Genomic DNA, 21,308 nt, shown 5'->3' with positions numbered 1-21,308 from the left:
TCGTCGGCATCGAGTTCCTTGTAAAGCAGGAGAAAGCGCGAGATCCGTTGCGCCGGCGGCAGCGTGGCGTTGACGGCGGCGACTTCCTCTCGCAGCAGCTCATAGACCTCGGGCCGCGCCGAAAGATCGGTATAGGTCGTGAATGCGATCCGGTTCTTTTCCGCCCATTTGGAAACAATCGAGAAACGGATGCAGAGCATTGCCGCGAGCGTCTCTCGGCCGGCGCCGAGCACGACCGCTTCGGCGACGTAGGGCGAGAATTTCAGCTTGTTTTCGAGATATTGCGGCGAGAAGCGATCGCCCCGCGTGGTTTCCGCCAGATCCTTGATGCGATCGATGACGACGAGCTGCCTGTTGTCATTGAAATAGCCGGCATCGCCCGAACACAGCCAACCGTCCCTCATGTCGGCTGACGACGCATCCGGATTTTTGTAATAGCCGAGGAACATGTTGGGGTGGCGCGTCAAGATCTCGCCGACGCCGTTGCTATCGGGGTCATCGATACGAATTTCGATGCTATCGGCCATGGCAACGCCCGTGGTGTCGGGATCGACGGCGTCCTCAGGGTGCAGCGTGTAGGCCCCGAGCGTCTCGGTCTGGCCGTAGAGCGTGCGCAAGGGGACACCCATGGCACGAAAGAACTTGAACGTATCCGGGCCGAGCGATGCTCCGCCGGTGGCCGCCGAGCGCAGGCGGGTAAAGCCCAGCCGGTCGCGAAGCGCGCGGAACAACAGCCTTTCCGCAACGACCGAATGCCGGCCGCGCGCCAGCGCGGATAAGCCCGCTCTCATCCCGAGCTCGTAGAGTCCTTGCTTGAGCGAGGAGGCATCCATTACGCGAGCGCGCACGTCGGCGGCGATCGCTTCCCACACCCTCGGTGCAAACAGCACGAAGGTCGGCGCGATCTCGCGGAAATCGTTCATCATCGTCTCGGGCTCTTCGACGAAGTTGACCTTCATCCGGCACAACAGCCCTTTGCCGAGCGCGTAGACCTGTTCCATGATCCAGGGCAGCGGCAGCACCGAGACATACTCGTCTTCCGGCCCTTTCGGATCGAAAGCGAGATAAGTCGCGCAATGTCGCAACACGCGGCCGGCTGCGAGCATTGCAAGCTTGGGATGAGAGGTCGTGCCTGACGTGGTGCAGAGGATGGCCACATCCTCAGCCCGCGTCGCATCGACAAGGCTGTCGTAGAGCGTGGGCTCGCGCGCGGCGCGCTCGCGGCCCATCGCCGCCAGCTGCTCGGCCGACATCAGGCGCGGATCGCTATATTTCCTGAGGCCTCTTGGATCGGAATAGACGATGTGACGCAGCGCCGGCGCGCGGTCGGCCAAGCCTAAGAGCTTGTCGACCTGCTCTTCGTCTTCGGCGACGACGAGTTTTGCTTCGCCGTAATTGAGAAGATAGGCGGCCTCCTCATCGAGCACGTCGCGGTAAAGGCCAAGGCTCAAACCGCCGATTGCGTGGGTTGCGATTTCAGCGGCCACCCAATCGGGCCGGTTGTCGCCGATGATGCCGACGACATCGTCGCGGCCCAGGCCGAGTTCGACCATGCCGAGTGCGAAATCACGGACGCGGTTCTGGTAGTCGGTCCAGGTGAAAAGCTTCCAGAGCCCGAGATCCTTTTCGCGAAGCGCAATCTCGCCGCCGAATTCACGGGCATTCAGCCGTAGCATCTTTGGATATGTATCGGCCTGCGCCACGCGGGCGGCGTAATCCATCATGCCGCGGTCTCCGCAGGTAGCGGATGTTCGTCGGGATCGACGAGCACTTCGTCCTCTTCGCCGAGATAGGCGCGCTTGACATGCGGATCGGCGAGCACGGCGGCCGGATCGCCCTCGGCGATCTTGCGGCCGAAATCGAGCACCATCACGCGATGGGAAATATCCATCACCACGCCCATGTCGTGCTCGATCATCATCACGGTCATGCCGAACTCTTCATTGAGATCGACGATGTAGCGCGCCATGTCCTCCTTTTCCTCGAAGTTCATGCCGGCCATCGGCTCATCGAGCAGGATCAGCTGCGGCTCCAGCGCCATGGCGCGGGCGAGCTCGACGCGCTTGCGCAAGCCGTAAGGAAGCGTGCCCGCGGTAGCTTTTCGCACCGATTGCAGGTCGAGGAAGTCGATGATCTCCTCGACCTTGCGCCGATGCGCCAGCTCCTCGGCCCTCGCGCCCGTCAGCCAGTACAGCGATCCCGTGATGAAGTTGTTCTTCAGAAGGTGGTGCCGGCCCACCATGATGTTGTCGAGCACGCTCATGTGGTGGAACAGCGCAAGATTCTGGAAGGTGCGGCCGATGCCAAGCCGCGGCCGGGCGTTCGGGTTGAGCGCGGTGATATCCTGCCCACGGTAAAATAGTTGGCCTTCGGTCGGCCGGTAGCGACCGGAGATGCAGTTGACGATCGAGGTCTTGCCGGCGCCGTTGGGGCCGATGATCGAGAACAGTTCGCCGGATTTGACGCCGAAACTGACGTCGGTCAGCGCGCGCACGCCGCCGAAGCGCAATGATACCCCGCGCACTTCCAACGTATGGTCCAATCGTCCCTCCCGCATCCGGCGCTTTTCGCGCTCTTGGTCGGTTATCCCTGAATTTTCAACGCGATCCTATATCGGCCCTGCCGTTGAAGCCATGCGACCAATGGCATTTGCTGCGGCTGGTATCTCGAATGCCATGCGAGGTCACGCTACGCCCAATGTCCCGTTGGGCGTAGCAATCTGCTTAGGGTAAAGCCGTCGCGCGGAATGTCTTTTGTCCGACAATTCGCCGGCAATTTTCAAGGCCGCCGATCGTTTATCTGCTGCGTTGCAACATATCGATGAAGACCGCGAGATGATCACCCCGGAATATCTGCGGCGTATCGCGATCTGGTCGCGCGAATTGTCCGAGCGCGAGATCGAGACCGCGCGCGTGGGCATCACCGAGAAGTCGTACCGGCCGGGCGAGTCCATCTTCCTGCGTGGCGATCGTTTCGAATACTGGACCGGGGTCGTCTCGGGCCTGGTCCGGATGGGTACGGTCTCGCGGGGTGGCAAGGCGATGACCTTCGCGGGCCTCACCGCCGGGGCATGGTTCGGCGAAGGCACCGTGCTGAAGAAGGAGGCGCGGCTCTACGACATGGTGGCGCTGCGCGATACCCGCCTCGCGCTGATGGATCAGGGCACGTTCTTCTGGCTCTACGAGAACAGCGTCGTCTTCAACCGTTTCCTGGTCGCGCAACTCAACGAGCGGCTCGGCCAGTTCATTGGTCTCGTCGAATATGGCCGCACGCTGGACGTCACCGCGCGGCTGGCGCGTTCGATCGCCTCGTTGTTTAATCCGATCCTCTATCCCGATCTCAACCGCCATCTCGAGATAACGCAGGAGGAAATCGGCGCGCTGTCAGGCATCTCGCGGCAAAACGCCAACCAGTGCCTGAAGCGGCTGGAGAAGGAAGGCCTGCTCCGGCTCGAATATGGCGGGGTGACCATCCTCGACATCGAGCGGCTGCGCGGCTACGGCGAGTAACCAAATCCTGTAAGTCCGTTTCTATCGGTCTGATTTTCCATCATCTTTTGCATTAGACTCTGGGGTAGGCGGATGCTAATGGCAGCCGGTTATTCGGAGGCGAAATGACGGTTCAGGATACCAAACGGCGCGTGGCGCTGATCACGGGGGTGACCGGGCAGGACGGCGCATATCTCGCCGAACTTCTGCTTGGTCTCGGCTATACCGTGCATGGCATCAAGCGGCGGTCGTCCTCCTTCAATACCGCCCGCGTCGACCACCTCTATGAGGATCCGCACACCGGCAACGTGCCGTTCCTGATGCACTACGGCGACATGACGGATTCGACCAACCTGATCCGCCTGGTGCAGCAGATCCGGCCGACCGAGATCTATAATCTCGCCGCCCAGAGCCACGTCGCCGTCAGTTTCGAGAGCCCGGAATATACCGCCAATGCCGACGCGATCGGCGTACTGCGACTTCTGGAAGCGATCCGCATTCTCGGCATGGAAAAGGAGACGCGTTTCTACCAGGCGTCGACTTCGGAACTGTACGGCCTCGTGCAGGAGGTTCCGCAAAAGGAAACCACGCCGTTCTATCCGCGTTCGCCCTATGCGGTGGCCAAGTTGTACGGCTACTGGATCACGGTGAACTATCGCGAGGCCTACGGCATGTTCGCCTCGAACGGCATCCTGTTCAACCACGAGAGCCCGATCCGGGGCGAGACCTTCGTCACCCGCAAGATCACCCGCGCGGTGGCGCGCATCGAGGCTGGCCTCGAAGAAACGCTCTATCTCGGCAATCTCGACGCCAAGCGCGACTGGGGTCATGCCAAGGATTATGTCGTCGGCATGCACCAGATATTGCAAGCAGATGCGCCTGACGATTTCGTGCTGGCGACCGGCGAGACGCGCTCGGTGCGCGAATTCGTGGAACTGGCTTTCGCGGAGGTCGGCCACGCCGTCGAATGGCGCGGCAAGGGCATCGAGGAAACCGGCGTCGACAAGAAATCCGGCAAGACCGTGGTTCGCATCGACCCCCAGTATTTCCGCCCCACAGAGGTCGACGTTCTGATCGGCGACGCCAGCAAGGCGCACAGGAAGCTCGGCTGGAAGCCGAAGACGAGCTTCGCTGAACTCGTCAAGCAGATGGTGGCCGGCGATCTCGCGATTGCCCGGCGCGAGGTGGCCAATGGCAAGAACCCCGTTTGACCTGAGAGGCAAAAAGGTTTTCGTCGCCGGTCACCGGGGAATGGTCGGCAGCGCGCTGGTGCGCCGGCTTGCAAGCGAAGGTGTCGAGATTCTTACCGTTCCGCGCAGCGAGGTCGATCTGCGCGATCAGGCTGCGGTATTTGACTGGTTTGCGAAAAAGCGGCCGCAGGCTGTGTTTCTTGCCGCGGCGAAAGTCGGCGGCATCGTCGCCAACAACACGCTGCGCGCCGAATTCATTTATGACAACCTGATCCTGGCTGCCAACGTGATTCACGCCGCGCATCAGAATGGCGTCGAGAAGCTGATGTTTCTGGGCTCGTCTTGCATCTACCCGAAACTGGCGCCGCAGCCGCTGCGCGAGGATTCGATGCTGACCGGGCCGCTGGAAGAGACCAACGAACCCTATGCCATCGCCAAGATCGCCGGCATCAAGCTGGTTGAGGCCTATCGCAGCCAGTATGGCAGCGACTTCATCAACGTGATGCCGACCAACCTCTATGGTCCCGGCGACAATTATCATCCCGAATATAGCCATGTCGTCGCCGCCCTGATCCGCCGCTTTCACGAGGCGAAGGGGTCAGGCAGCTCCAATGTTGTGGTATGGGGCACCGGCACGCCGCGGCGGGAATTCCTTTACGTCGACGATCTCGCGGATGCTTGTGTCCATCTGATGAAGACCTATTCGAGCGATGAACTCGTCAATATCGGCACCGGCAAGGACGTTACCATCGCCGAGTTCGCCCGCGTGGTGGCAGGCGTCGTCGGCTATACGGGCGCCATCAGCTACGACCCCTCGCGGCCCGACGGCACGCCACAGAAGCTGCTCGACGTCAGCCGGCTCGCCAGGCTCGGGTGGAAAGCCAGTACGTCGCTCAAAGACGGCCTCAAGCTCGCTTACCAGGCGTATCTGAGCGAGACCAAGCAGGCGGCGGAATAATTAGCGCGCGGCGCCACGCGGCTTCTTCTTCGCCAAAGCCGCCGCCATCGCCGAAATCAGCGGCCTCATGAAGAAGGCATCGCCGGGCGGGTAGATATCGGCGGACAGGCCGTGCGAAGCGAGTTCACTCGAAACTGCGGGACCCACCGAGGCGATCGGCGTCTTCTTCAACCCTCCGCGTAACCGCGCTTCAAGGCCGCGTTCGCGCGCTACGTCGATCAGGCGGCGGATCTGCCCGAGATTCGTCAGCGCAATCGCATCGATGCGTTCGTTGGCCATCTCCTCGATCGCGGTGACGATGTGGCTGTCAGCAGCGCGCGCGTCGTAGACATAGGGTGTCACCGGAATGGCCGTGGCGCCTTTGGCCGTGATCGCTGCCAACAGCGCGTTATGATCCTTGTCCGGGTAAAGCTGCACGCCGACGCGACGACCTTTGAGATCGACGCGCGACAACATCTCGATGACGCCTTCGGTCGTCGGCGTCTCCGTCGTGATCTGCGGCTCGAGGCCGACCTCGCGCAGCGCACGTCCCGGCTTTGGCCCGCGGGCAAATTTGCGCGGCTTGCCGAGCGAAGCGATGAAATCTGCTTCGACATTCAGCCGCCGCGCGGCCGTGGTCAACCGCCGCAGACCTTCGCCGGTCATCAACACGAGATCGTCGAACGGTTGCGCGATCGCGCCGCGAATCCAGACCTCAACGGCTGCGGGGTCAGGCGGATCGTTGATCGTGAACATCGGGCATTGCAGGACATCGGCGCCCCGTTCGGTGAGAAGCTTTGAGAATTGCGCTTCCTCGCGGGTCTCGAGGATCAGGATGCGATAGCCGTTCAGTCGCTCAGCCATGATTGTATAACCTAACTGCCCTGTCTTTGTTCATCATGATCCGCGATGCGGGATTGGCGCAAAGCCACACTAGCTGATAGAGCAGGGCGCAGCCCAGGTTCAGCCCAAACTTTCATCAGACCCGCAATGCCCGATCATCAGTTCGTCCTCACGCTCTCCTGCCCGGATCGCCCGGGCATCGTCTCCGCGGTATCGACGTTTCTGGCCCATAATGGACAGAACATCATCGACGCCCAACAGTTCAACGATGTCGAGACCGGGCATTTCTTTATGCGGGTGGTATTCAACGCCGCCGATCTCGCCGTGGGGCTAGCGGCGCTGCAAACCGGCTTTACCGCCATTGCCGATCGCTTCGGCATGGCGTGGCAGATGCGCGACCGCTTAAGCCGCCGCCGCGTGATGCTGCTGGTTTCCAAATCCGATCATTGTCTCGCCGACATTCTCTACCGCTGGCGCACTGGCGAACTGGCGATGGACCCCACCGCGATCGTGTCCAATCATCCGCGCGAGACCTATGCGAGTCTCGATTTCGGTGACATTCCCTTCCACTACCTGCCGGTCACCAAGGAGACCAAAGCTGCGCAGGAGGCCGCGATCTGGAATCTCGTCGGCGAAACCGAGAGCGATCTCGTCGTGCTTGCGCGCTACATGCAGATCCTGTCCGACGAGATGTCGGCAAAACTTTCGGGCCGCTGCATCAACATCCACCATTCGTTTCTTCCGGGCTTCAAGGGCGCGCGGCCCTATCATCAGGCGCATGAGCGCGGCGTCAAACTGATCGGGGCCACCGCGCATTACGTCACCCGCGATCTCGACGAAGGGCCGATCATCGACCAGGACGTCGAGCGCATCAGCCATCGCGATACGCCGGAGGATCTCGTTCGCAAGGGCCGCGATATCGAGCGCCGCGTGCTGGCGCGCGCCATGCGCCATCATCTGGAGGATCGCGTGATCCTCAACGGACGCAAGACCGTGGTCTTCATGGACTAACCGCAGGCAGCTACGGGCCGCATGGCCGATCCTTCTTGGGGATCAAAAATTCATCCGTTTCAGCACATCGTTCGGCGTAAACGATGCCGCCGCACTCGAGTCGCATTTTCCGTCGCGCGCGAAGATGCAGACCGGGGCGCCGTCGATGGAACGACAATCGCGCGCCGTGAAGTTGGCGGGCAGCTCCTTTTCGTTGGAGCGAAGGGCGAGGATGCGATTGAATGCGGTCGAGGCATCCCGCGTCACTTTGCTCAACCGGGCGCCGGCAAGCGGGTCTCTTTCGTAAAAGCCAAACAGAGGCGTGTCGCCGACAAGACGATCGCGGCTCGGCAGCTTGAAGAAGTAGAGGTCGTAAAGCGCAAGACCGCACATCTGCGGATCGGCCTTCATCTCCTCGGCGAGCCTGGTGGCTCCGATCCCCTTCATCCACAGTGCCGGCCATTCGCCCGTTGCGGCCAGCGCCGCCGAGGCCGCGATCCAACCGCCGGCGATCGCCAATCCGGCGAAGCGGCGCCAAGCGAGTTTGCTCAACAGAATCCAGTCGGCGGAACCCAGTGCTGCGATAATGACCAGCACGGACATGGAAAGAAAGACGAAGCGAGGTTCCTTGTGAGCGATCAAGCTGTGAAAAGCCATATCGGTAACGGCGACCCAGAAGAGCAGCGGTGCGTGCCGGTAGCCGCGAAAGATTGCAAACAATAGCGGCACGATGACGATCGACCACCGGTCCCATAGCCAGGCGAGATAGGTTGCGGCGGGGGCTGCACCGAACTCAGTGGCTCGGTCCTGAAGGAAATTCTGCTCGATATTTGCGAGAACCCAGCCGAATGGCGCCGCGCCATGTGCGAGGTCGACGGCGCCGCCGATCGCCAGGATGGCTGCGCCGCCTAGAACCAGGGGCAGCAGGCGCTCCCAATTGCGCCAGCACGCGCCCAGAACAAGCACCGCGATCGCCGGTGCGTACTGGAAGCGAAACAGGAAGGCGAGCGCCGTCAAAGCTCCGCCTTCGACCAGGTCGCGCGTGGAGGGTGCCTTGCGGGTGAGCAACAAGGCGGCGGGAAGGATGGCTGCGGTCGCGATCGGTTCGCTTAACGTGTGTGGCGCAAAATAAACGAATTCAAACCAGATGGCCGCAACGAACCCGGCGAGAATGGAGTGGGTTCGGGACACGCGCGCGCCAAAGGCCCACGCCGACGCAACGATCGATAGCGAGGCAAGCGCGACAACAATACGCGGCAGGATAAAAGCGCCCATCCCTCCCGGGGCAATCCAGTCACCGATTGCGACCGGACCGGCCATGAGCGTCGGCAGCAGCCAACTGCGCATGCCGTATCGCCATTCCCATGTGATGATGGTGTCGTGCCCCAGCATGCGACGCGCCGGCTCAAGGTACTGGTATATTTCATCCGGATGATGAAAGTTCGGCCAGAAAGCGAGCGGCAGCCGAAGCGCTGCGGCAAGTATCAAGATGGCGACAAGCGGATACAGCTGCGGGCTCATCAGCACCCGACGACGGCTGTCGCTAGGCTCGGCGGCAACGCACGGCGGGCTCATTGACGTAGCAACCTTGCATTGTTCTTCGATCGATCGCTAATCGCGCACAAGCTATGGAAGCTAAAAGTTAACGGCAGCTTGCTCGCAATTGCACGTCATGCGCGCCGATCTTGCAGGTCGCTCGGACCAAGCTGCGTGACCATGGTGCCCAGGGATCGAGGGCGGCCGGCTGTGAGATCTCTTCAGTGCACTGGATCAAGTGATTGGGGCGACGCGGATTGAGGCGCCGACGCATTCGCGTTGGCTGGCGCCGGCTCGAGCCGTTTGCGCTCCTGCTCTCTCATGTAGGCATCGTATTCCGGCGTGCCCTTGCGGGGCGGCACGTCCTTTGGCAGGCCGCCGGCCCACGCCGGCAACGTATCGGCGACGGCGGGCCCCATTTTCTCGTTGATCGAGGAGCAGCCGCCAAGAAGCACACCCGCAAGCGCGAGCGCGGCAATCGGGGCGATATGGCGGGCGCGGACTGACATCATCGGCAGGACCGTAGGATCGTGGCCTTTAAAAAAGATGGATTTGAGGCTGACCGGAAGAGGCTCGAAACATTGGGGGTTTAAGGCCCAATCGAAGGAAAAACCAAGCTCCGGCCGGTTTAAGGCCTCTTGTTGACAGGACCATTTTATTTGTACATTCGTACAAATCAAAAGTCGGCAACACGTGGGAGAAGGAGCCTGGGCGGTGTTGGTCGCTAGCTACGGGGTCCAAAACCCCGTCCCGATTGACAGTACCATGGCACCGTAGCGTGGTTGCGCCGAAAGTAGGAAAGTCGGCGCACAGTTCAGGGTTGGGGGACGCCCTTCGTTCAATTGACGGCGGCGGCGCAAGCGATGCCAAGTCAGCGCCAAAACCGGACCAATACTGGTCCGATGCTGCGGTGCCACGCTGTGGCGGTCGCGAGTTTCGGGACAGGATAAGGCAAAGCCGGCACTTTCGGACACCAATTCGATCAGGGGAGAAACGTTCATGTTCGTTCGCAGTCACCTATTGCTCGCAGCCAGCGCTGTCGCCGCCGCAACTGCGCTTACGTCTGCGCCGGTGCTGGCGCAGGAGGCCGTCAAGATCGGCCTGATCCTGCCGATGACCGGCGGCCAGGCTTCGACCGGCAAGCAGATCGACAACGCCGTCAAACTCTACATGCAGCAGCACGGCGACACCGTCGCCGGCAAGAAAATCGAAGTCATCCTCAAGGATGACGCAGCAGTGCCGGACAACACCAAGCGCCTCACGCAAGAGCTGATCGTCAACGACAAGGTCAACATCGTCGCAGGCTTCGGCATCACGCCGGCGGCGTTCGCCGCCGCCCCGCTGGCGACGCAGGCGAAAGTGCCGGAAGTCGTGATGGCGGCCGGCACCTCGGTCATCACCGAGAAGTCGCCCTATATCGTGCGCACCAGCTTCACACTCGGGCAGTCCTCCACCATTATCGGGGACTGGGCGGTGAAAAACGGCATCAAGAAGGTCGCGACGCTGACCTCCGACTATGCGCCAGGCAATGACGCGCTGAAGTTCTTCAAGGAGCATTTCGTCGCCGGCGGCGGCCAGATCGTCGAAGAGGTCAAGGTGCCACTCGCCAATCCCGACTTCGCGCCGTTCCTGCAACGGATGAAGGATGCCAAACCGGACGCCATGTTCGTGTTCGTGCCGGCCGGGCAGGGCGGCAACTTCATGAAGCAATATGCCGAACGCGGCCTCGACAAGGCCGGCATCAAGGTGATTGGCCCCGGCGACGTTACCGACGACGACCTGCTGAAGGATATGGGCGATGCCGTGCTCGGCACTGTGACCGCGCATATCTACTCGGCGGCTCATCCTTCTGCGACGAACAAGGAATTCGTCGCTGCCTACAAGAAGGCCTACAACCAGCGCCCGGGCTTCATGGCGGTCGGCGGTTACGACGGCATCCACCTGATCTACGAAGCGTTGAAGAAGACCGGCGGCAAGGCGGATGGCGACTCCCTGATCGCGGCGATGAAGGGAATGGCATGGGAAAGCCCGCGCGGCCCGATCTCGATCGATCCGGAAACCCGCGACATCATCCAGAATGTCTATATCCGCAAGGTCGAGAAGGTGGACGGCGAGCTCTACAACGTCGAATTCGAGACCTTCAAGGCGGTCAAGGATCCCGGCAAGACCAAGTAGAGACCGAAGATCATCCCGGGACGCTCTGATCCCTCCCCCTTGCGGGGAGGGTCGCATAGGCGGCCTCGGGCCGCCGTCATTTGCAGAACGCCGATACATTCGCGCGAAGCGAAGACCGGGGGTGGGGGTATATTTTGATATGAATTTCCCCCCGCCCGCCACGTTGCTCGCTACGCTCTCAACGTGCCACCCTCCCCGCAAGGGGGAGGGATCAAGCAAGCCGGATTCTTTCTTGCATGACCTCGATCCTTACCAACCTGTTCGACGGCGTCGCCTACGGCATGTTGCTGTTCGTGCTCGCATGCGGTCTGGCGGTGACACTCGGTTTGATGAATTTCGTCAATCTGGCCCACGGCGCGTTTGCGATGGCGGGCGGCTATGTCTGTGCGGTTCTGGTCAACCAGCACGGCTGGCCGTTCTTTGCCGCACTTCCGCTCGCTTTTGTCTCGGGCGCCTTGATTGGCGCGGTCTTTGAGCGCGGCCTCTACCGTCATCTCTATACGCGAAGCCATCTCGACCAGGTGCTGTTCTCGATCGGCCTCGTCTTCATGTCGGTGGCGGCGGTCGACTACATCATGGGGTCTTCGCGGGTCTTCATCAATTTGCCCTCCGTTCTCGAAGGCCAGTTCGATGTCTTCGGTGTCGGCGTCGGCCGCTACCGGTTGATGATCATCGTGATCTGCGGCCTCCTGACGGCGCTGTTGCAGTTGATTCTGGCCCGTACCCGCTTCGGCAGCCGCTTGCGCGCCGCGGTGGACGATCCGCGCGCGGCAAGCGGGCTCGGCATCAATGTGCCGCAGGTTTTTGCTTTTACCTTTGCGTTCGGATGCGGCCTCGCCGGGCTTGGCGGCGCGTTGAGCGCGGAAGTCCTCGGGCTCGATCCGTATTTTCCGCTGAAGTTCATGATCTACTTCCTGATCGTGGTGACGGTCGGCGGCTCCTCCAGCATCACCGGGCCATTCCTGGCGTCTCTGCTGCTCGGCATCGGCGACGTCGCCGGCAAATATTACGTGCCGAAGATGGGCCCGTTCGTGATCTACACGATCATGATCGTGATCCTGATCTGGCGTCCCAACGGTTTGTTCGGCCGCACCGCGGCCCGCTAGTGCAGTGGATGCGAATGTTGGAATCGGATCACTAGAGCGATTTGCATGGCCACGTCGTCCAAAGTCGGAAGCATCGCCAGGGCTCATGCCAACTGGCATTGGAGCGAGATCGCGTTCTGGTGTCTCGCGCTCGCCTGCGGCTTCGTATTCCCGTCGCGCTACCTGATCATGACCGACATCGTGCGGCTGGCTTTGTTCGCGCTCTCGCTCGACCTCATCCTCGGCTATGCCGGCATTGTATCGCTCGGCCACGCGGCATTCTTCGGCATCGGCGCCTATAGCGCGGGCCTGTTGGCGCTCCACGGCATCGTGACCCAGCCGGCACTGGCGCTGGTGGTAGCGGGTCTGGCGGCGGCGGTCATCGGTTTTCTCACGAGCTTCCTGGTGATCCGCGGCGTCGATCTGACCCGGCTGATGGTGACGCTCGGCATCGCGCTGCTTCTTGAGGCTTTGGCCGAACGCTATTCCAACATCACCGGTGGCACCGATGGCTTGCAGGGCATCGAGATGGCGCCGCTGCTGGGCCTGTTCCCTTTCGACATGTTCGGCAGGACCGGCTTCTTCTATGCGCTCGCCGTGCTGTTCGTGTTGTTTCTGGCGGCGCGCCGGGTCGTGCATTCGCCGTTCGGCCTGTCGCTGCGCGCGATCAAGAACAATCCGTTGCGCGCCGCGGCGATCGGCGTACCGGTCAACCGCCGCCTGATCGCGGTCTATACGCTGGCATCCTTCTATGCCGGCATCGCCGGCGCGCTGTTCACCCAGACCACGCAACTGGCCTCGCTCGACGTGTTTTCCTTTGAACGGTCGGCGGACTTGATGCTGGTGCTCGTCATCGGCGGCACCGGCTATCTTTATGGCGGCCTGATCGGCGCGGTGGTGTTCCGGATGCTGCAGGAATTCTTTTCCAACCTCACACCGCAATATTGGCAGTTCTGGATCGGTCTCGTGCTGGTCGTGATCGTCATGGTCGGCCGCGCGCGGCTGCATCGCTGGGTGCTGTTCGTGCCGAATCTGATGCTGCGGCAGTTCGGAGGCCAGAAGGCCGCGGTCGCCATTCCCGAAAGCGATGCGTCATGACGCTGGCCCTGGAAACGAGGGGACTGGAAAAGCAGTTCGGCGGGCTCAAGGTTACGCGCGATCTTTCGCTGAAAATCGTTCAAGGCGCGCGCCATGCCTTGATCGGCCCGAACGGCGCCGGCAAGACCACCGTGATCAACCTTCTGACCGGCGTGCTGAAGCCCAATGCCGGGCGGATTTTGCTGGAAGACAACGACATCACGGATATGACGGTGCATGGGCGCGTGCTGCGTGGGTTGTCGCGCACCTTCCAGATCAACCAGCTCTATCCCGATCTGACGCCGATCGAGACGCTCGGGCTCGCGGTCGCCGAACGCCTCGGTCGAGGCGGCGACTGGTGGCGCGTGATGGGCACGCGCGACGATGTCAATGCCGAGATTGCGGCCAACCTCGAACGCTTTCACCTGACCGACGTCATGAACGAGCAGACCGCGACGCTGCCTTACGGCAAGCAGCGGCTCCTGGAAATCGCGCTCGCGATCGCGAGCAAGCCACGTGTGCTGTTGCTCGACGAGCCGGCCGCCGGCGTGCCGGAAAGCGAGCGCCACGATATTCTCGCAGTCGTCGCCAGCCTGCCGCGCGACGTCACGGTGCTTCTGATCGAGCACGACATGGACCTTGTGTTTTCCTTCGCCGACCGGATCTCGGTGCTGGTCAACGGCGCGATGCTGGTGGAGGGGACGCCGGACGAAGTCGCGCGCGATGCCCGGGTCAAGGCTGTCTACCTCGGCGAGGCCGCCGATGGCTGATTTGTTGTCGATCGAGAACCTGCGCGCCGGCTACGGCGAGGCGGTGGTGTTGCCCGGTATGTCCTTGCGCTTGGCGGAAGGGGAAGTGCTGGCGCTGTTGGGACGCAACGGCACCGGCAAGACCACGCTGATCAACTCGATCGTAGGCGTAACGCGCCGTTTTGGCGGACGTATTGCGCTGGCAGGACGCGATATTACATCGCTGCGGCCCGACCAGCGGGCGAGGGCGGGTATCGGCTGGGTGCCGCAGGAGCGCAATATTTTCCGCTCGCTGACGGTGGAAGAGAACATGACGGCCGTGGCCCAGGACGGGCCGTGGACTGTGAATCGGGTCTATGAGATGTTTCCGCGGTTGAAGGAGCGGCGCAGCAATTTCGGTAATCAGCTCTCCGGCGGAGAACAGCAGATGCTCGCCGTCGGCCGCGCGCTCACCCTCAACCCGAAGGTGCTGCTGCTGGACGAGCCGACGGAGGGGCTCGCGCCGATCATCGTGGAGGAACTTCTGCGGGCGCTGGGCACGATCACCCGCTCGGGCGGCATCTGCTCCATCATCGTCGAGCAGAATGCGCAAAAGGTTCTCGGACTTGCCGACCGCGCCGTAATATTGGAACGTGGCGCGATCGTGCACGATGCGGCAAGCGGTGCCCTGAAGGCCGATTCCACGGCGCTCGAACGCTTTCTGGGCGTGGCGGGCAAGTCATGATGGCCGCGCTTACCGTCATTGCGAGCGCAAGCGAAGCGATCCGGATATCCGTCGCCAAGCTGGAATCTTCGTCGCTCACGCTCCTCGCAATGGCGAGTCAAAAGTGATTTAATCACCGCAAAAAGAGCCTTCGCGAGGAGACAACACCATGCAGCGAACAAAACCCCCCTTCCGCGCCGACGAAGTCGGCAGTCTGTTGCGGCCCGAACGCATCAAGGAAGCCCGCGCCAAACTCGAGAAAGGCGAGATATCGCCCGAGGAGTTGCGCAAGGCGGAGGACATGGAAATCGAGAAGGTCGTGCACCGGCAGGCCTCGACCGGCTTGAGGCTCGCGACCGACGGCGAATTCCGCCGCTCGTGGTGGCATTTTGACTTTCTCGCCAAATTGACCGGCTGCGAACTGTTCCATCCCGAACAGGGCATTCAATTCGCCGGCGTTCAGACCCGGCACGATGCGGTGCGCGTCGTAAGCCAACTCGACTTTCCCGACGACCACCCGATGCTGGCGCACTTCAAATTCCTGAAGAAGCAGTGCGACGCCGCCCATGTCACGCCGAAGATGACGATCCCGTCGCCTGCGGTCCTGCATTTCCGTGGCGGCCGCAGATCGATCTCGAAGGAGGTCTATCCCGACCTCGATGTCTTCTTTCACGATCTCGCCAGGACCTACCGCAAGGCGGTGAAGGCGTTCTATGACGCCGGCTGTCGCTACCTCCAGTTCGACGACACGGTCTGGGCCTACCTTTGTTCGCAGGACGAATTGACCAAGGCGCGCGAGCGCGGCGATAGTCTGGACGGCCTTCAGCAGGTCTACGCCCGCGTCATCAATTATGCGATCGCGGAGCGCCCCGCCGACATGACGATCACGACCCATGTCTGCCGCGGCAATTTCCGCTCGACCTGGATTTCGTCCGGCGGCTACGAGCCGGTGGCGGAGACGCTGCTCGCCGGCACCAACTATGACGGCTATTTCCTGGAATATGATTCCGAGCGCGCCGGCGGCTTTGAGCCGCTGCGCTATCTGCCCAAAGGCAACAAGGTTGTCGTGGTCGGCGTGATCACGTCCAAGAGCGGGGCGCTGGAAAAGAAAGACGATATCAAGCGGCGGCTCGAGGAAGCCTCGAAGTTTGCGCCGATCGATCAACTGGCTTTGTCGCCGCAGTGCGGGTTCGCCTCCACCGAGGAAGGCAACATCCTCACCGAAGAGGAGCAGTGGGCGAAGCTTCGGCTGGCGGTCGAGGTAGCACAGGACGTGTGGGGGAAATAACCGGAGGGCCTGTTGAGGCCCCGACGCGACTGTCGTGCTCTGCGTCTTTGCGTTTGCCGCAGACGCGAGTTGCTCTTAGTCATGGAGGGATCGATGCGACCATTTTCTTGCATTGTTGCATTGGTTGCGGCGTCACTGATCGCGTCGTCTGCGCCGGCCGAGAGCCGCGGGTTCGCCTGGTTCTTCTCGCACTCCCGGCCGCACGGATCTTGTGCGGGACAAAATGTCGTCGCGACATACTATGTTTCGGGTCGCCGAACGGCGAGCGGTCAAGCCTTCAATTCAGGTGGCTTGACCGCCGCGCATCGCACGCTTCCTTTCGGGTCGCAGGTGACGGTTACCAATCCTGAGAACGGGAGATCCGTTACGGTGACAATTAATGACCGCGGCCCGTTTACCCACGGCGTTACGCTCGATCTGGCTCGGGGCGCCGCTCACGCGATTGGCATGACTGGAACGCAGTGGGTTTGCATGTCCTGACCTCTGCCAGCACCGATCGCGCGGTCGCAGCGCTTTTTTCGCAGGTGGCCCGTTTATCCCGGCATTCCTTGCGCCCTTTGCTCCGAGAGGCTGCGGATGAAGACGGCGACGTGATGCGCCGCTCACGCGATTCGCGAGCGCGCATGCATCATGCCTTCGCGCCCTGAGGCGCTAGTCCAAAGGGACTAGTCAATAAGCCCCGGCAGAAAGACGCAATTCCACCGGTTTTGCCACGATCATTCGGCTCGACTTTGGGTTTGGCTGGAAAGCGCTCGCACCATGATGGACAGCGACGTACCACGAACTGAATCTCCGATGGACGTCTGGCCGCTCCGTTGCCGCAGATGCGCGGCGTACTGCCTCGTCTATTCGATTCTCGATTCCCAGCGGGGCGACACCGTCCGTTTGTACCGGTGTGCCGCGTGCGGAAACCTTGTTTGGGACGATGGCGCGGAACCGATCTGGGTAGCGCGCCGCAGGCAGATTTCGGGGGACTAGCCGGGTGGATTCATAACCTCTTCGGAATGAGAATTGCCGGGTACAACAGCGTCCTCGAGCCGGGGACACTGGCTCGGCGATCCACGGGCTGGAGGCAAGAGCAACCAGCGTTTTGAAACCAGAAGATTGCCATAGGAGTGAATACGATGAGAGGACAGAATGCTGCGGCGAAGCCCTTCAATGTCAGCCAGATCGAAGGGGAAATCCACGAGGCGGTACTACACAGGCCTCCACACATCCAGGCGGTGGAGCCTATGCCGCGGGCACCGTCGGTCCCGGATTATGTCAATCACCGCGAAGACGCAACCGAGATCGGCAAGCTCTCGGCCGAGGCCATTGTCAGGGAATATGAGGTGACGGCGAAGGAAATCGAAGCGGTTGGCGAATTCGTGAAAGAAATGGCTCAGCGCTGCGAGCAGCTCACCACGTCAACCTCCGCCATGCTCAAGGATATCAGAACCACCGCGGCGCGCTATCGCAAGGAGGGCAAGCGCATCTTCAACGAAATCGAGTCCTGCTCCAGCGCGACGGAAGAAGTCCGCCAGCTATGCGAGACGTTTCGGGACAGGGTAGCGGTGAAATCCGCCGAGGGAGCTCCATGACCTTGTACGGGTTGGTGCCGTACCTGCTGGTCGCGGCGCCACCCATCATCGTACTGCTCTCGGTCATGCTTGGAGGTTGCGCGATGACGAGGACGGCCGGTGATCAGCCCAACCAGGCGCGGTTCTATTTCGACCCCAACCGCAGGACGGGCGAAGAGCTGGTCAAGGAATTGGATCGACGCGAGACCCATGCAGCACTGCAACACGTCATTGACGAGGCGCAGCGATGATCTGCGATTTTTGCCGGCGCGATGTGGATTACGTCAGGGCATCGTTCTGGCATTGCGACGCCATGATCTGCGGGGAATGCTTCGCGCAATGGCGCGATCCCGATAATGTTTACACCGGCGCGGGCGATGCGGCGAGTGTCGGAAACTATGTCAGGCTCCAACATGGTCTTCCGCCGCTCGCCGCAGTGCTGGCGGTCCTGCTGCTGACTGCCGCGCCGACCGCGCGTGCCTCCCGTCATTGCCTCGACCAAGCCGAAGCAGCCAGGACATGGCCGGCGCAGACAATCGTGAAGGACGGCGACGGATGCTGGACTTACGACCATCATCTCCCCCGCGCCGAAGCGCCTGTCGCGCTGCCGGAAACACCGGTGCCGATGCCGATGGCAACGCTGGCAGATCGCTGGGTCGACGGGGGGATGCTCCGGCTCGAGCTGCCTCAGCTCGAGCCGGAGCGTGTTTCGCAGGCGCCGTCGCCGCCCGGGCGGTTCGAAAGCACAAGGCAATTCGCGCTGTTTGTCTGGATCGTGCTTGCAATCGTATCCGTGGTCGCGGTTGCGACCGGCGGGCACACAAGCAGGGCTGCGCGGCCGCGATGGCCGGATCGAAAGGCGCATGTGGCTTCGGCAGAGGCCAAAGCTCTCAGCGGACCGTTTCGTCCTGGACCAATATCGGGAGCGCCGCCCGGTCCTCGCTGGGGTGATCGAACAGGTGGTGGTTGAACGCCCAGATCGCCGCCTGTGTCCGATTGCTGGCGCCGATTTTTCTCAAGATAGCCTTCACATGTGCCTTCACGGTCGGCTCCGCGATCCTGAAGAACCGGGCGGCTTGCTTGTTTGAATCGCCCCGCACGATGCGCTCGAGGATTGCGATCTCTCGTGCGGACAGCTTCATGGCCTGAGGCTCGTCAGCGACATCCCACAGCGCCTCGCCGGAGAGGGGAGGCGACGACCGTTCTTCCCTTGGCTGGTTTTCGAGCGGCCAGAGACGGGCGTCTATGAGAATGAGCTTGCCATTGACGACGGCTTGCAGCGTGCTGACGAGGTCACCGGGGCTGACGGAATTGAAGAGCGCGGCGTTTGCTCCGTCGTCCAGAGCGCTTGCGAGCGAGCGTGGATTGCTTTCGTCAGCAACCGCCACGATGAAGGCGAGCGGATACCGGCTTCGAATCTTGCTGCAGAGGATGGCCTGGTTCGCATCTACCGCCACGATGAACAGGATAGGCCCGTCATCGGGAATTCCGGTGAGATCTTCCAAGTCGATTGCGCAACCGTGAGGCCGGAAGCGAGTTTTCGACAGTATTAGTCGAAGACCTTCCCGGAACAGGCCATCACTTTGCAGGATATAGGTCGGTACAGCGGACTCACCCGACATAGCCTAGCAGCCGCTCCAATGAACAAATTACTCATTCTTCGGCAGCCCCCCGCCTGTCGTCACCCGGGCTCAATATACACCCCGCGGTATATTTAAGTAACAACCTAAGATAACTTTGACGCAGTATCAGGACAGTAGCTCTGTCCTAATGGACCCCCCCGCCCGGGGCGCGATGCAGGGAACGCCCTCGGGATTTCGGACGGTTGCAGTTGAAAAGCGTCCTGCCGCGGCCGACTGATTGCCCATCGTGTGCCGCAGTGTGCGCTATGGTGACAAGCCCAACGGCTTTCATGGGTCTTGGCGTCTTGCTCCAACCGAAAAGGGGGTTTCGCGAGCCCACTGACCTTGGGCAGCGCGATGCGATCGGCGCCTGCGGTGCGACAGACAAACACACCGACGCCATGACGAAGCTACGGGGTTCTGACGTCTCGACCCTGATGTTCAAGTTGGCGAGGACGCCTTCGCAATCCACGCCATGACGGTGACGAGATAGCACCGTTGCCGGGAAAGGCTTTTGGCGCTTGGGCAGAAGGTGGTAGGACTTCGCTGCAATTGGTTGCCCAACCACGTCTTCCCACCTACGCCCTCAATGAAAAACGACCAGCTCCTGTCCCAGATTTCGGAGTTCTGCCGCCAGGTGGATATGGCCGAATCCACCTTCGGGCGGCGCGCCGTCAATGACGGCAAGCTGGTGCACCGCCTGCGCGAGGGCAAGCGCATCACCATCGACACGCTGGAGCGCATCCAGGGCTACATGGCGTCCGCCATGCCCGGCGGGATGCCGCCGCCGCGCGGCCTCGAAGTGGTGCCGGAAAAGCGCGATCCCCGCGGCAATTTCCGCTTCTTCGAAAATCGGCAGAAATACCTGCTGTTCGTCCACACCTGCAGCGAGAAGCGCGTGGTCGCGGAGCGGGTGGCGCTGGAGCTTTCGGCCATCCATCCTCGCCCGCCGGCGCTTCGGGTATTCGATGCCGGTTGCGGCGACGGCACGGTGCTGGCGCGGGTGATGCGTTCGATGCACACCCGTTTTCCCCACATGCCGTTCTATATCGCGGGCAAGGAGCTCAGCCTCGAGGATGTCCGCCTGACTCTGGACAAGGTGCCGGACCGGTTGTTCGAGCATCCCGCGACGGTCTTCGTGCTGACCAACATGTATTACGCCGAGGCGCCCTGGCTGACGCCGGCCTCGCCCGTGGCTGCTGCCGGCATGATCTGGCATGAAGTCCCTCTCAGGGGGGCTTCATCAGGGGATTTCGAGGCCCAGATCGCCGAATTGGGGCCGTTTCTGGAGCAGAACTGGCGGGCGAGCGTGAGCGCGCGCTCCGGCATGCCAACCTATGAGCGGCCGGTGGCGCTGGTGCTCTACCGCGAAGACCAGAGGTTTTTGCTCGATTCGATCATCCCCCGGGCGGGGCGGAGCGAGGCCAATTTCGACCTCATCATCGCTTCCCAGCCTTATCGGGCCAAATCGAGCGTCAATTTCCGCGCCAAACGCATTATTGCGCCCCTGGGGCGGGCCTTGCGGGCCGGAGGCCGATTGATTGGAATTCACTCCCACGGGCAGGATCCGGGGCTGGAGATTATCCAGGCGGTCTGGCCGGGAGAAAATCCTTTCGCCGTGAGCCGTCATGAGCTATTGCGCGCCGTGAAATACGAGCTGGGATCGGCCGGGCGCGACCTTAATTTTAACGCCTATGCCGATGCCCGTTCGGTCTTCCGTTATGATATGGAAGCGCTGCCCAACGAGGTCACGGGGTCCATCGGAACCTCGACGGCCTTTGCAGCATGGAATGCGGCGGTGTATGTCGCACAGATTGAAGACGACCGGTTGACGGAAATGTCCCAAAGTGGCCGTTATCTCGATGCCGTCAGAGAGGTTCTGCGCAAGCATAACGGGCTCTGGTTTTACGACGAATCCTACGTCATCTCGCGCCGTCGGGACTGACCATCCTAGTGATCCGATTCTGACATTCGCATCCCGTTGGTGCAGGGATGTTTGTGAATGTCAGAATCAAAGGCTCACTAGCAAATATCGAGCGCTAGTGCGGCTTTGGTTCAGAAGTTCT

Annotated in this window: 21 protein-coding genes; 15 read left to right on the top strand and 6 right to left on the bottom strand. The window is 61.6% G+C overall.

The annotated features are described in order from the left end of the window. Together WB528_RS25290 and WB528_RS25285 are read right to left on the bottom strand one after the other, a co-directional pair. A partial coding sequence (locus WB528_RS25290) for an AMP-binding protein (RefSeq protein ID WP_423891847.1) occupies positions 1-1,724 on the bottom strand: 1,724 nt, incomplete at its 3' end. After that, positions 1,721-2,542: an ABC transporter ATP-binding protein gene (locus WB528_RS25285; protein WP_423891845.1), complete on the bottom strand. Its 822-nt coding sequence runs from the start codon at positions 2,540-2,542 to the stop codon at positions 1,721-1,723. The genes WB528_RS25285 and WB528_RS25290, both read right to left, overlap by 4 nt. A 292-nt stretch (positions 2,543-2,834) precedes the next feature. Between WB528_RS25285 and WB528_RS25280 the strand changes: the two genes are divergently transcribed. From WB528_RS25280 to fcl, 3 genes are all read left to right on the top strand, one after another. Further along, a complete protein-coding gene (locus tag WB528_RS25280) occupies positions 2,835-3,509 on the top strand; it encodes a Crp/Fnr family transcriptional regulator (RefSeq protein WP_423891851.1) in 675 nt (224 codons plus the stop codon). A gap of 104 nt (positions 3,510-3,613) precedes the next feature. Then, positions 3,614-4,699: a GDP-mannose 4,6-dehydratase gene (gmd, locus tag WB528_RS25275; RefSeq protein ID WP_423891843.1), complete on the top strand. Its 1,086-nt coding sequence runs from the start codon at positions 3,614-3,616 to the stop codon at positions 4,697-4,699. After that, positions 4,680-5,636 (top strand): GDP-L-fucose synthase, encoded by a 957-nt coding sequence (fcl, locus tag WB528_RS25270; protein WP_423891841.1) that lies wholly within the window; start codon positions 4,680-4,682, stop codon positions 5,634-5,636. The genes gmd and fcl overlap by 20 nt, the downstream gene beginning before the upstream one ends. Here fcl and WB528_RS25265 read toward each other — a convergent pair whose 3' ends face one another. Next, positions 5,637-6,479, bottom strand: coding sequence for a uroporphyrinogen-III synthase (locus WB528_RS25265; protein WP_423891838.1), 843 nt, complete (start codon positions 6,477-6,479; stop codon positions 5,637-5,639). Positions 6,480-6,605: 126 nt separating this feature from the next. Between WB528_RS25265 and purU the strand changes: the two genes are divergently transcribed. Next, entirely contained in the window at positions 6,606-7,469 is an 864-nt protein-coding gene (gene purU, locus WB528_RS25260; protein WP_423891836.1) for a formyltetrahydrofolate deformylase, read from the top strand. Positions 7,470-7,511: 42 nt separating this feature from the next. On the opposite strand, the gene WB528_RS25255 is transcribed toward purU, so the two are convergent. Continuing rightward, positions 7,512-8,969: a 4-amino-4-deoxy-L-arabinose transferase gene (locus WB528_RS25255; RefSeq protein WP_423891834.1), complete on the bottom strand. Its 1,458-nt coding sequence runs from the start codon at positions 8,967-8,969 to the stop codon at positions 7,512-7,514. Between the two features lie 236 nt (positions 8,970-9,205). Continuing rightward, positions 9,206-9,496, bottom strand: a complete 291-nt coding sequence (locus WB528_RS25250) for a hypothetical protein (RefSeq protein ID WP_423891832.1) — start codon at positions 9,494-9,496, stop codon at positions 9,206-9,208. Positions 9,497-9,983: 487 nt separating this feature from the next. Between WB528_RS25250 and WB528_RS25245 the strand changes: the two genes are divergently transcribed. From WB528_RS25245 to WB528_RS25200, 10 genes are all read left to right on the top strand, one after another. Continuing rightward, the gene (locus tag WB528_RS25245) at positions 9,984-11,159 is read left to right on the top strand and encodes an ABC transporter substrate-binding protein (protein ID WP_423891830.1); all 1,176 of its coding nucleotides are present in this window, start codon (positions 9,984-9,986) and stop codon (positions 11,157-11,159) included. A 236-nt stretch (positions 11,160-11,395) separates the two neighbouring features. After that, positions 11,396-12,265 carry a branched-chain amino acid ABC transporter permease gene (locus tag WB528_RS25240; RefSeq protein WP_423891828.1) on the top strand — a complete coding sequence of 290 codons (870 nt, stop codon included), beginning with the start codon at positions 11,396-11,398 and terminating at the stop codon, positions 12,263-12,265. 45 nt (positions 12,266-12,310) lie between these two features. Beyond that, positions 12,311-13,342 (top strand): branched-chain amino acid ABC transporter permease, encoded by a 1,032-nt coding sequence (locus tag WB528_RS25235; protein WP_423891825.1) that lies wholly within the window; start codon positions 12,311-12,313, stop codon positions 13,340-13,342. Beyond that, complete coding sequence (locus WB528_RS25230; RefSeq protein WP_423891824.1) at positions 13,339-14,091, top strand: ABC transporter ATP-binding protein; 753 nt, start codon at positions 13,339-13,341, stop codon at positions 14,089-14,091. The genes WB528_RS25235 and WB528_RS25230 overlap by 4 nt, the downstream gene beginning before the upstream one ends. Next, positions 14,084-14,794 carry an ABC transporter ATP-binding protein gene (locus WB528_RS25225; protein ID WP_423891822.1) on the top strand — a complete coding sequence of 237 codons (711 nt, stop codon included), beginning with the start codon at positions 14,084-14,086 and terminating at the stop codon, positions 14,792-14,794. Before WB528_RS25230 ends, WB528_RS25225 begins: the two co-directional genes overlap by 8 nt. A gap of 148 nt (positions 14,795-14,942) precedes the next feature. Beyond that, entirely contained in the window at positions 14,943-16,061 is a 1,119-nt protein-coding gene (locus WB528_RS25220) for a cobalamin-independent methionine synthase II family protein (RefSeq protein WP_423891819.1), read from the top strand. An 81-nt stretch (positions 16,062-16,142) separates the two neighbouring features. Further along, entirely contained in the window at positions 16,143-16,541 is a 399-nt protein-coding gene (locus WB528_RS25215) for a septal ring lytic transglycosylase RlpA family protein (protein WP_423891849.1), read from the top strand. 644 nt (positions 16,542-17,185) lie between these two features. Continuing rightward, the gene (locus WB528_RS25210; RefSeq protein WP_423891817.1) at positions 17,186-17,641 is read left to right on the top strand and encodes a hypothetical protein; all 456 of its coding nucleotides are present in this window, start codon (positions 17,186-17,188) and stop codon (positions 17,639-17,641) included. After that, positions 17,638-17,871: a hypothetical protein gene (locus tag WB528_RS25205; protein ID WP_423891815.1), complete on the top strand. Its 234-nt coding sequence runs from the start codon at positions 17,638-17,640 to the stop codon at positions 17,869-17,871. The genes WB528_RS25210 and WB528_RS25205 overlap by 4 nt, the downstream gene beginning before the upstream one ends. Beyond that, on the top strand, positions 17,868-18,590 hold the full coding sequence (locus tag WB528_RS25200; RefSeq protein ID WP_423891813.1) for a hypothetical protein: 723 nt from the start codon (positions 17,868-17,870) through the stop codon (positions 18,588-18,590). The genes WB528_RS25205 and WB528_RS25200 overlap by 4 nt, the downstream gene beginning before the upstream one ends. Here the strand turns inward: WB528_RS25200 and WB528_RS25195 are convergent. Next, the gene (locus WB528_RS25195; RefSeq protein WP_423891812.1) at positions 18,511-19,125 is read right to left on the bottom strand and encodes a LuxR C-terminal-related transcriptional regulator; all 615 of its coding nucleotides are present in this window, start codon (positions 19,123-19,125) and stop codon (positions 18,511-18,513) included. The two genes, WB528_RS25200 and WB528_RS25195, sit on opposite strands and share 80 nt — an antisense overlap. 706 nt (positions 19,126-19,831) lie before the next feature. Here WB528_RS25195 and WB528_RS25190 point away from each other — a divergent pair. Continuing rightward, positions 19,832-21,187: a hypothetical protein gene (locus tag WB528_RS25190; protein ID WP_423891810.1), complete on the top strand. Its 1,356-nt coding sequence runs from the start codon at positions 19,832-19,834 to the stop codon at positions 21,185-21,187. Positions 21,188-21,308 lie beyond the last annotated feature (121 nt).

The sequence above is a fragment of the Bradyrhizobium sp. genome (assembly GCF_049586575.1).
Taxonomy (GTDB): Bacteria; Pseudomonadota; Alphaproteobacteria; order Rhizobiales; family Xanthobacteraceae; genus Bradyrhizobium.
The sequence above is the reverse complement of the archived record's forward strand: the minus strand, read 5'-3'. Positions and strand labels throughout refer to the sequence as shown.

What these genes read in the sequence shown, in the direction of transcription:
- WB528_RS25280 (WP_423891851.1), top strand. Translation starts at nt 2,835, where the DNA reads ATGATCACCCCGGAATATCTGCGGCGTATCGCGATCTGGTCGCGCGAA.
- gmd (WP_423891843.1), top strand. Translation starts at nt 3,614, where the DNA reads ATGACGGTTCAGGATACCAAACGGCGCGTGGCGCTGATCACGGGGGTG.
- fcl (WP_423891841.1), top strand. Translation starts at nt 4,680, where the DNA reads ATGGCAAGAACCCCGTTTGACCTGAGAGGCAAAAAGGTTTTCGTCGCC.
- WB528_RS25265 (WP_423891838.1), bottom strand. Translation starts at nt 6,479, where the DNA reads ATGGCTGAGCGACTGAACGGCTATCGCATCCTGATCCTCGAGACCCGC.
- purU (WP_423891836.1), top strand. Translation starts at nt 6,606, where the DNA reads ATGCCCGATCATCAGTTCGTCCTCACGCTCTCCTGCCCGGATCGCCCG.
- WB528_RS25255 (WP_423891834.1), bottom strand. Translation starts at nt 8,969, where the DNA reads ATGAGCCCGCAGCTGTATCCGCTTGTCGCCATCTTGATACTTGCCGCA.
- WB528_RS25250 (WP_423891832.1), bottom strand. Translation starts at nt 9,496, where the DNA reads ATGATGTCAGTCCGCGCCCGCCATATCGCCCCGATTGCCGCGCTCGCG.
- WB528_RS25245 (WP_423891830.1), top strand. Translation starts at nt 9,984, where the DNA reads ATGTTCGTTCGCAGTCACCTATTGCTCGCAGCCAGCGCTGTCGCCGCC.
- WB528_RS25240 (WP_423891828.1), top strand. Translation starts at nt 11,396, where the DNA reads ATGACCTCGATCCTTACCAACCTGTTCGACGGCGTCGCCTACGGCATG.
- WB528_RS25235 (WP_423891825.1), top strand. Translation starts at nt 12,311, where the DNA reads ATGGCCACGTCGTCCAAAGTCGGAAGCATCGCCAGGGCTCATGCCAAC.
- WB528_RS25230 (WP_423891824.1), top strand. Translation starts at nt 13,339, where the DNA reads ATGACGCTGGCCCTGGAAACGAGGGGACTGGAAAAGCAGTTCGGCGGG.
- WB528_RS25225 (WP_423891822.1), top strand. Translation starts at nt 14,084, where the DNA reads ATGGCTGATTTGTTGTCGATCGAGAACCTGCGCGCCGGCTACGGCGAG.
- WB528_RS25220 (WP_423891819.1), top strand. Translation starts at nt 14,943, where the DNA reads ATGCAGCGAACAAAACCCCCCTTCCGCGCCGACGAAGTCGGCAGTCTG.
- WB528_RS25215 (WP_423891849.1), top strand. Translation starts at nt 16,143, where the DNA reads ATGGAGGGATCGATGCGACCATTTTCTTGCATTGTTGCATTGGTTGCG.
- WB528_RS25210 (WP_423891817.1), top strand. Translation starts at nt 17,186, where the DNA reads ATGAGAGGACAGAATGCTGCGGCGAAGCCCTTCAATGTCAGCCAGATC.
- WB528_RS25205 (WP_423891815.1), top strand. Translation starts at nt 17,638, where the DNA reads ATGACCTTGTACGGGTTGGTGCCGTACCTGCTGGTCGCGGCGCCACCC.
- WB528_RS25200 (WP_423891813.1), top strand. Translation starts at nt 17,868, where the DNA reads ATGATCTGCGATTTTTGCCGGCGCGATGTGGATTACGTCAGGGCATCG.
- WB528_RS25190 (WP_423891810.1), top strand. Translation starts at nt 19,832, where the DNA reads ATGAAAAACGACCAGCTCCTGTCCCAGATTTCGGAGTTCTGCCGCCAG.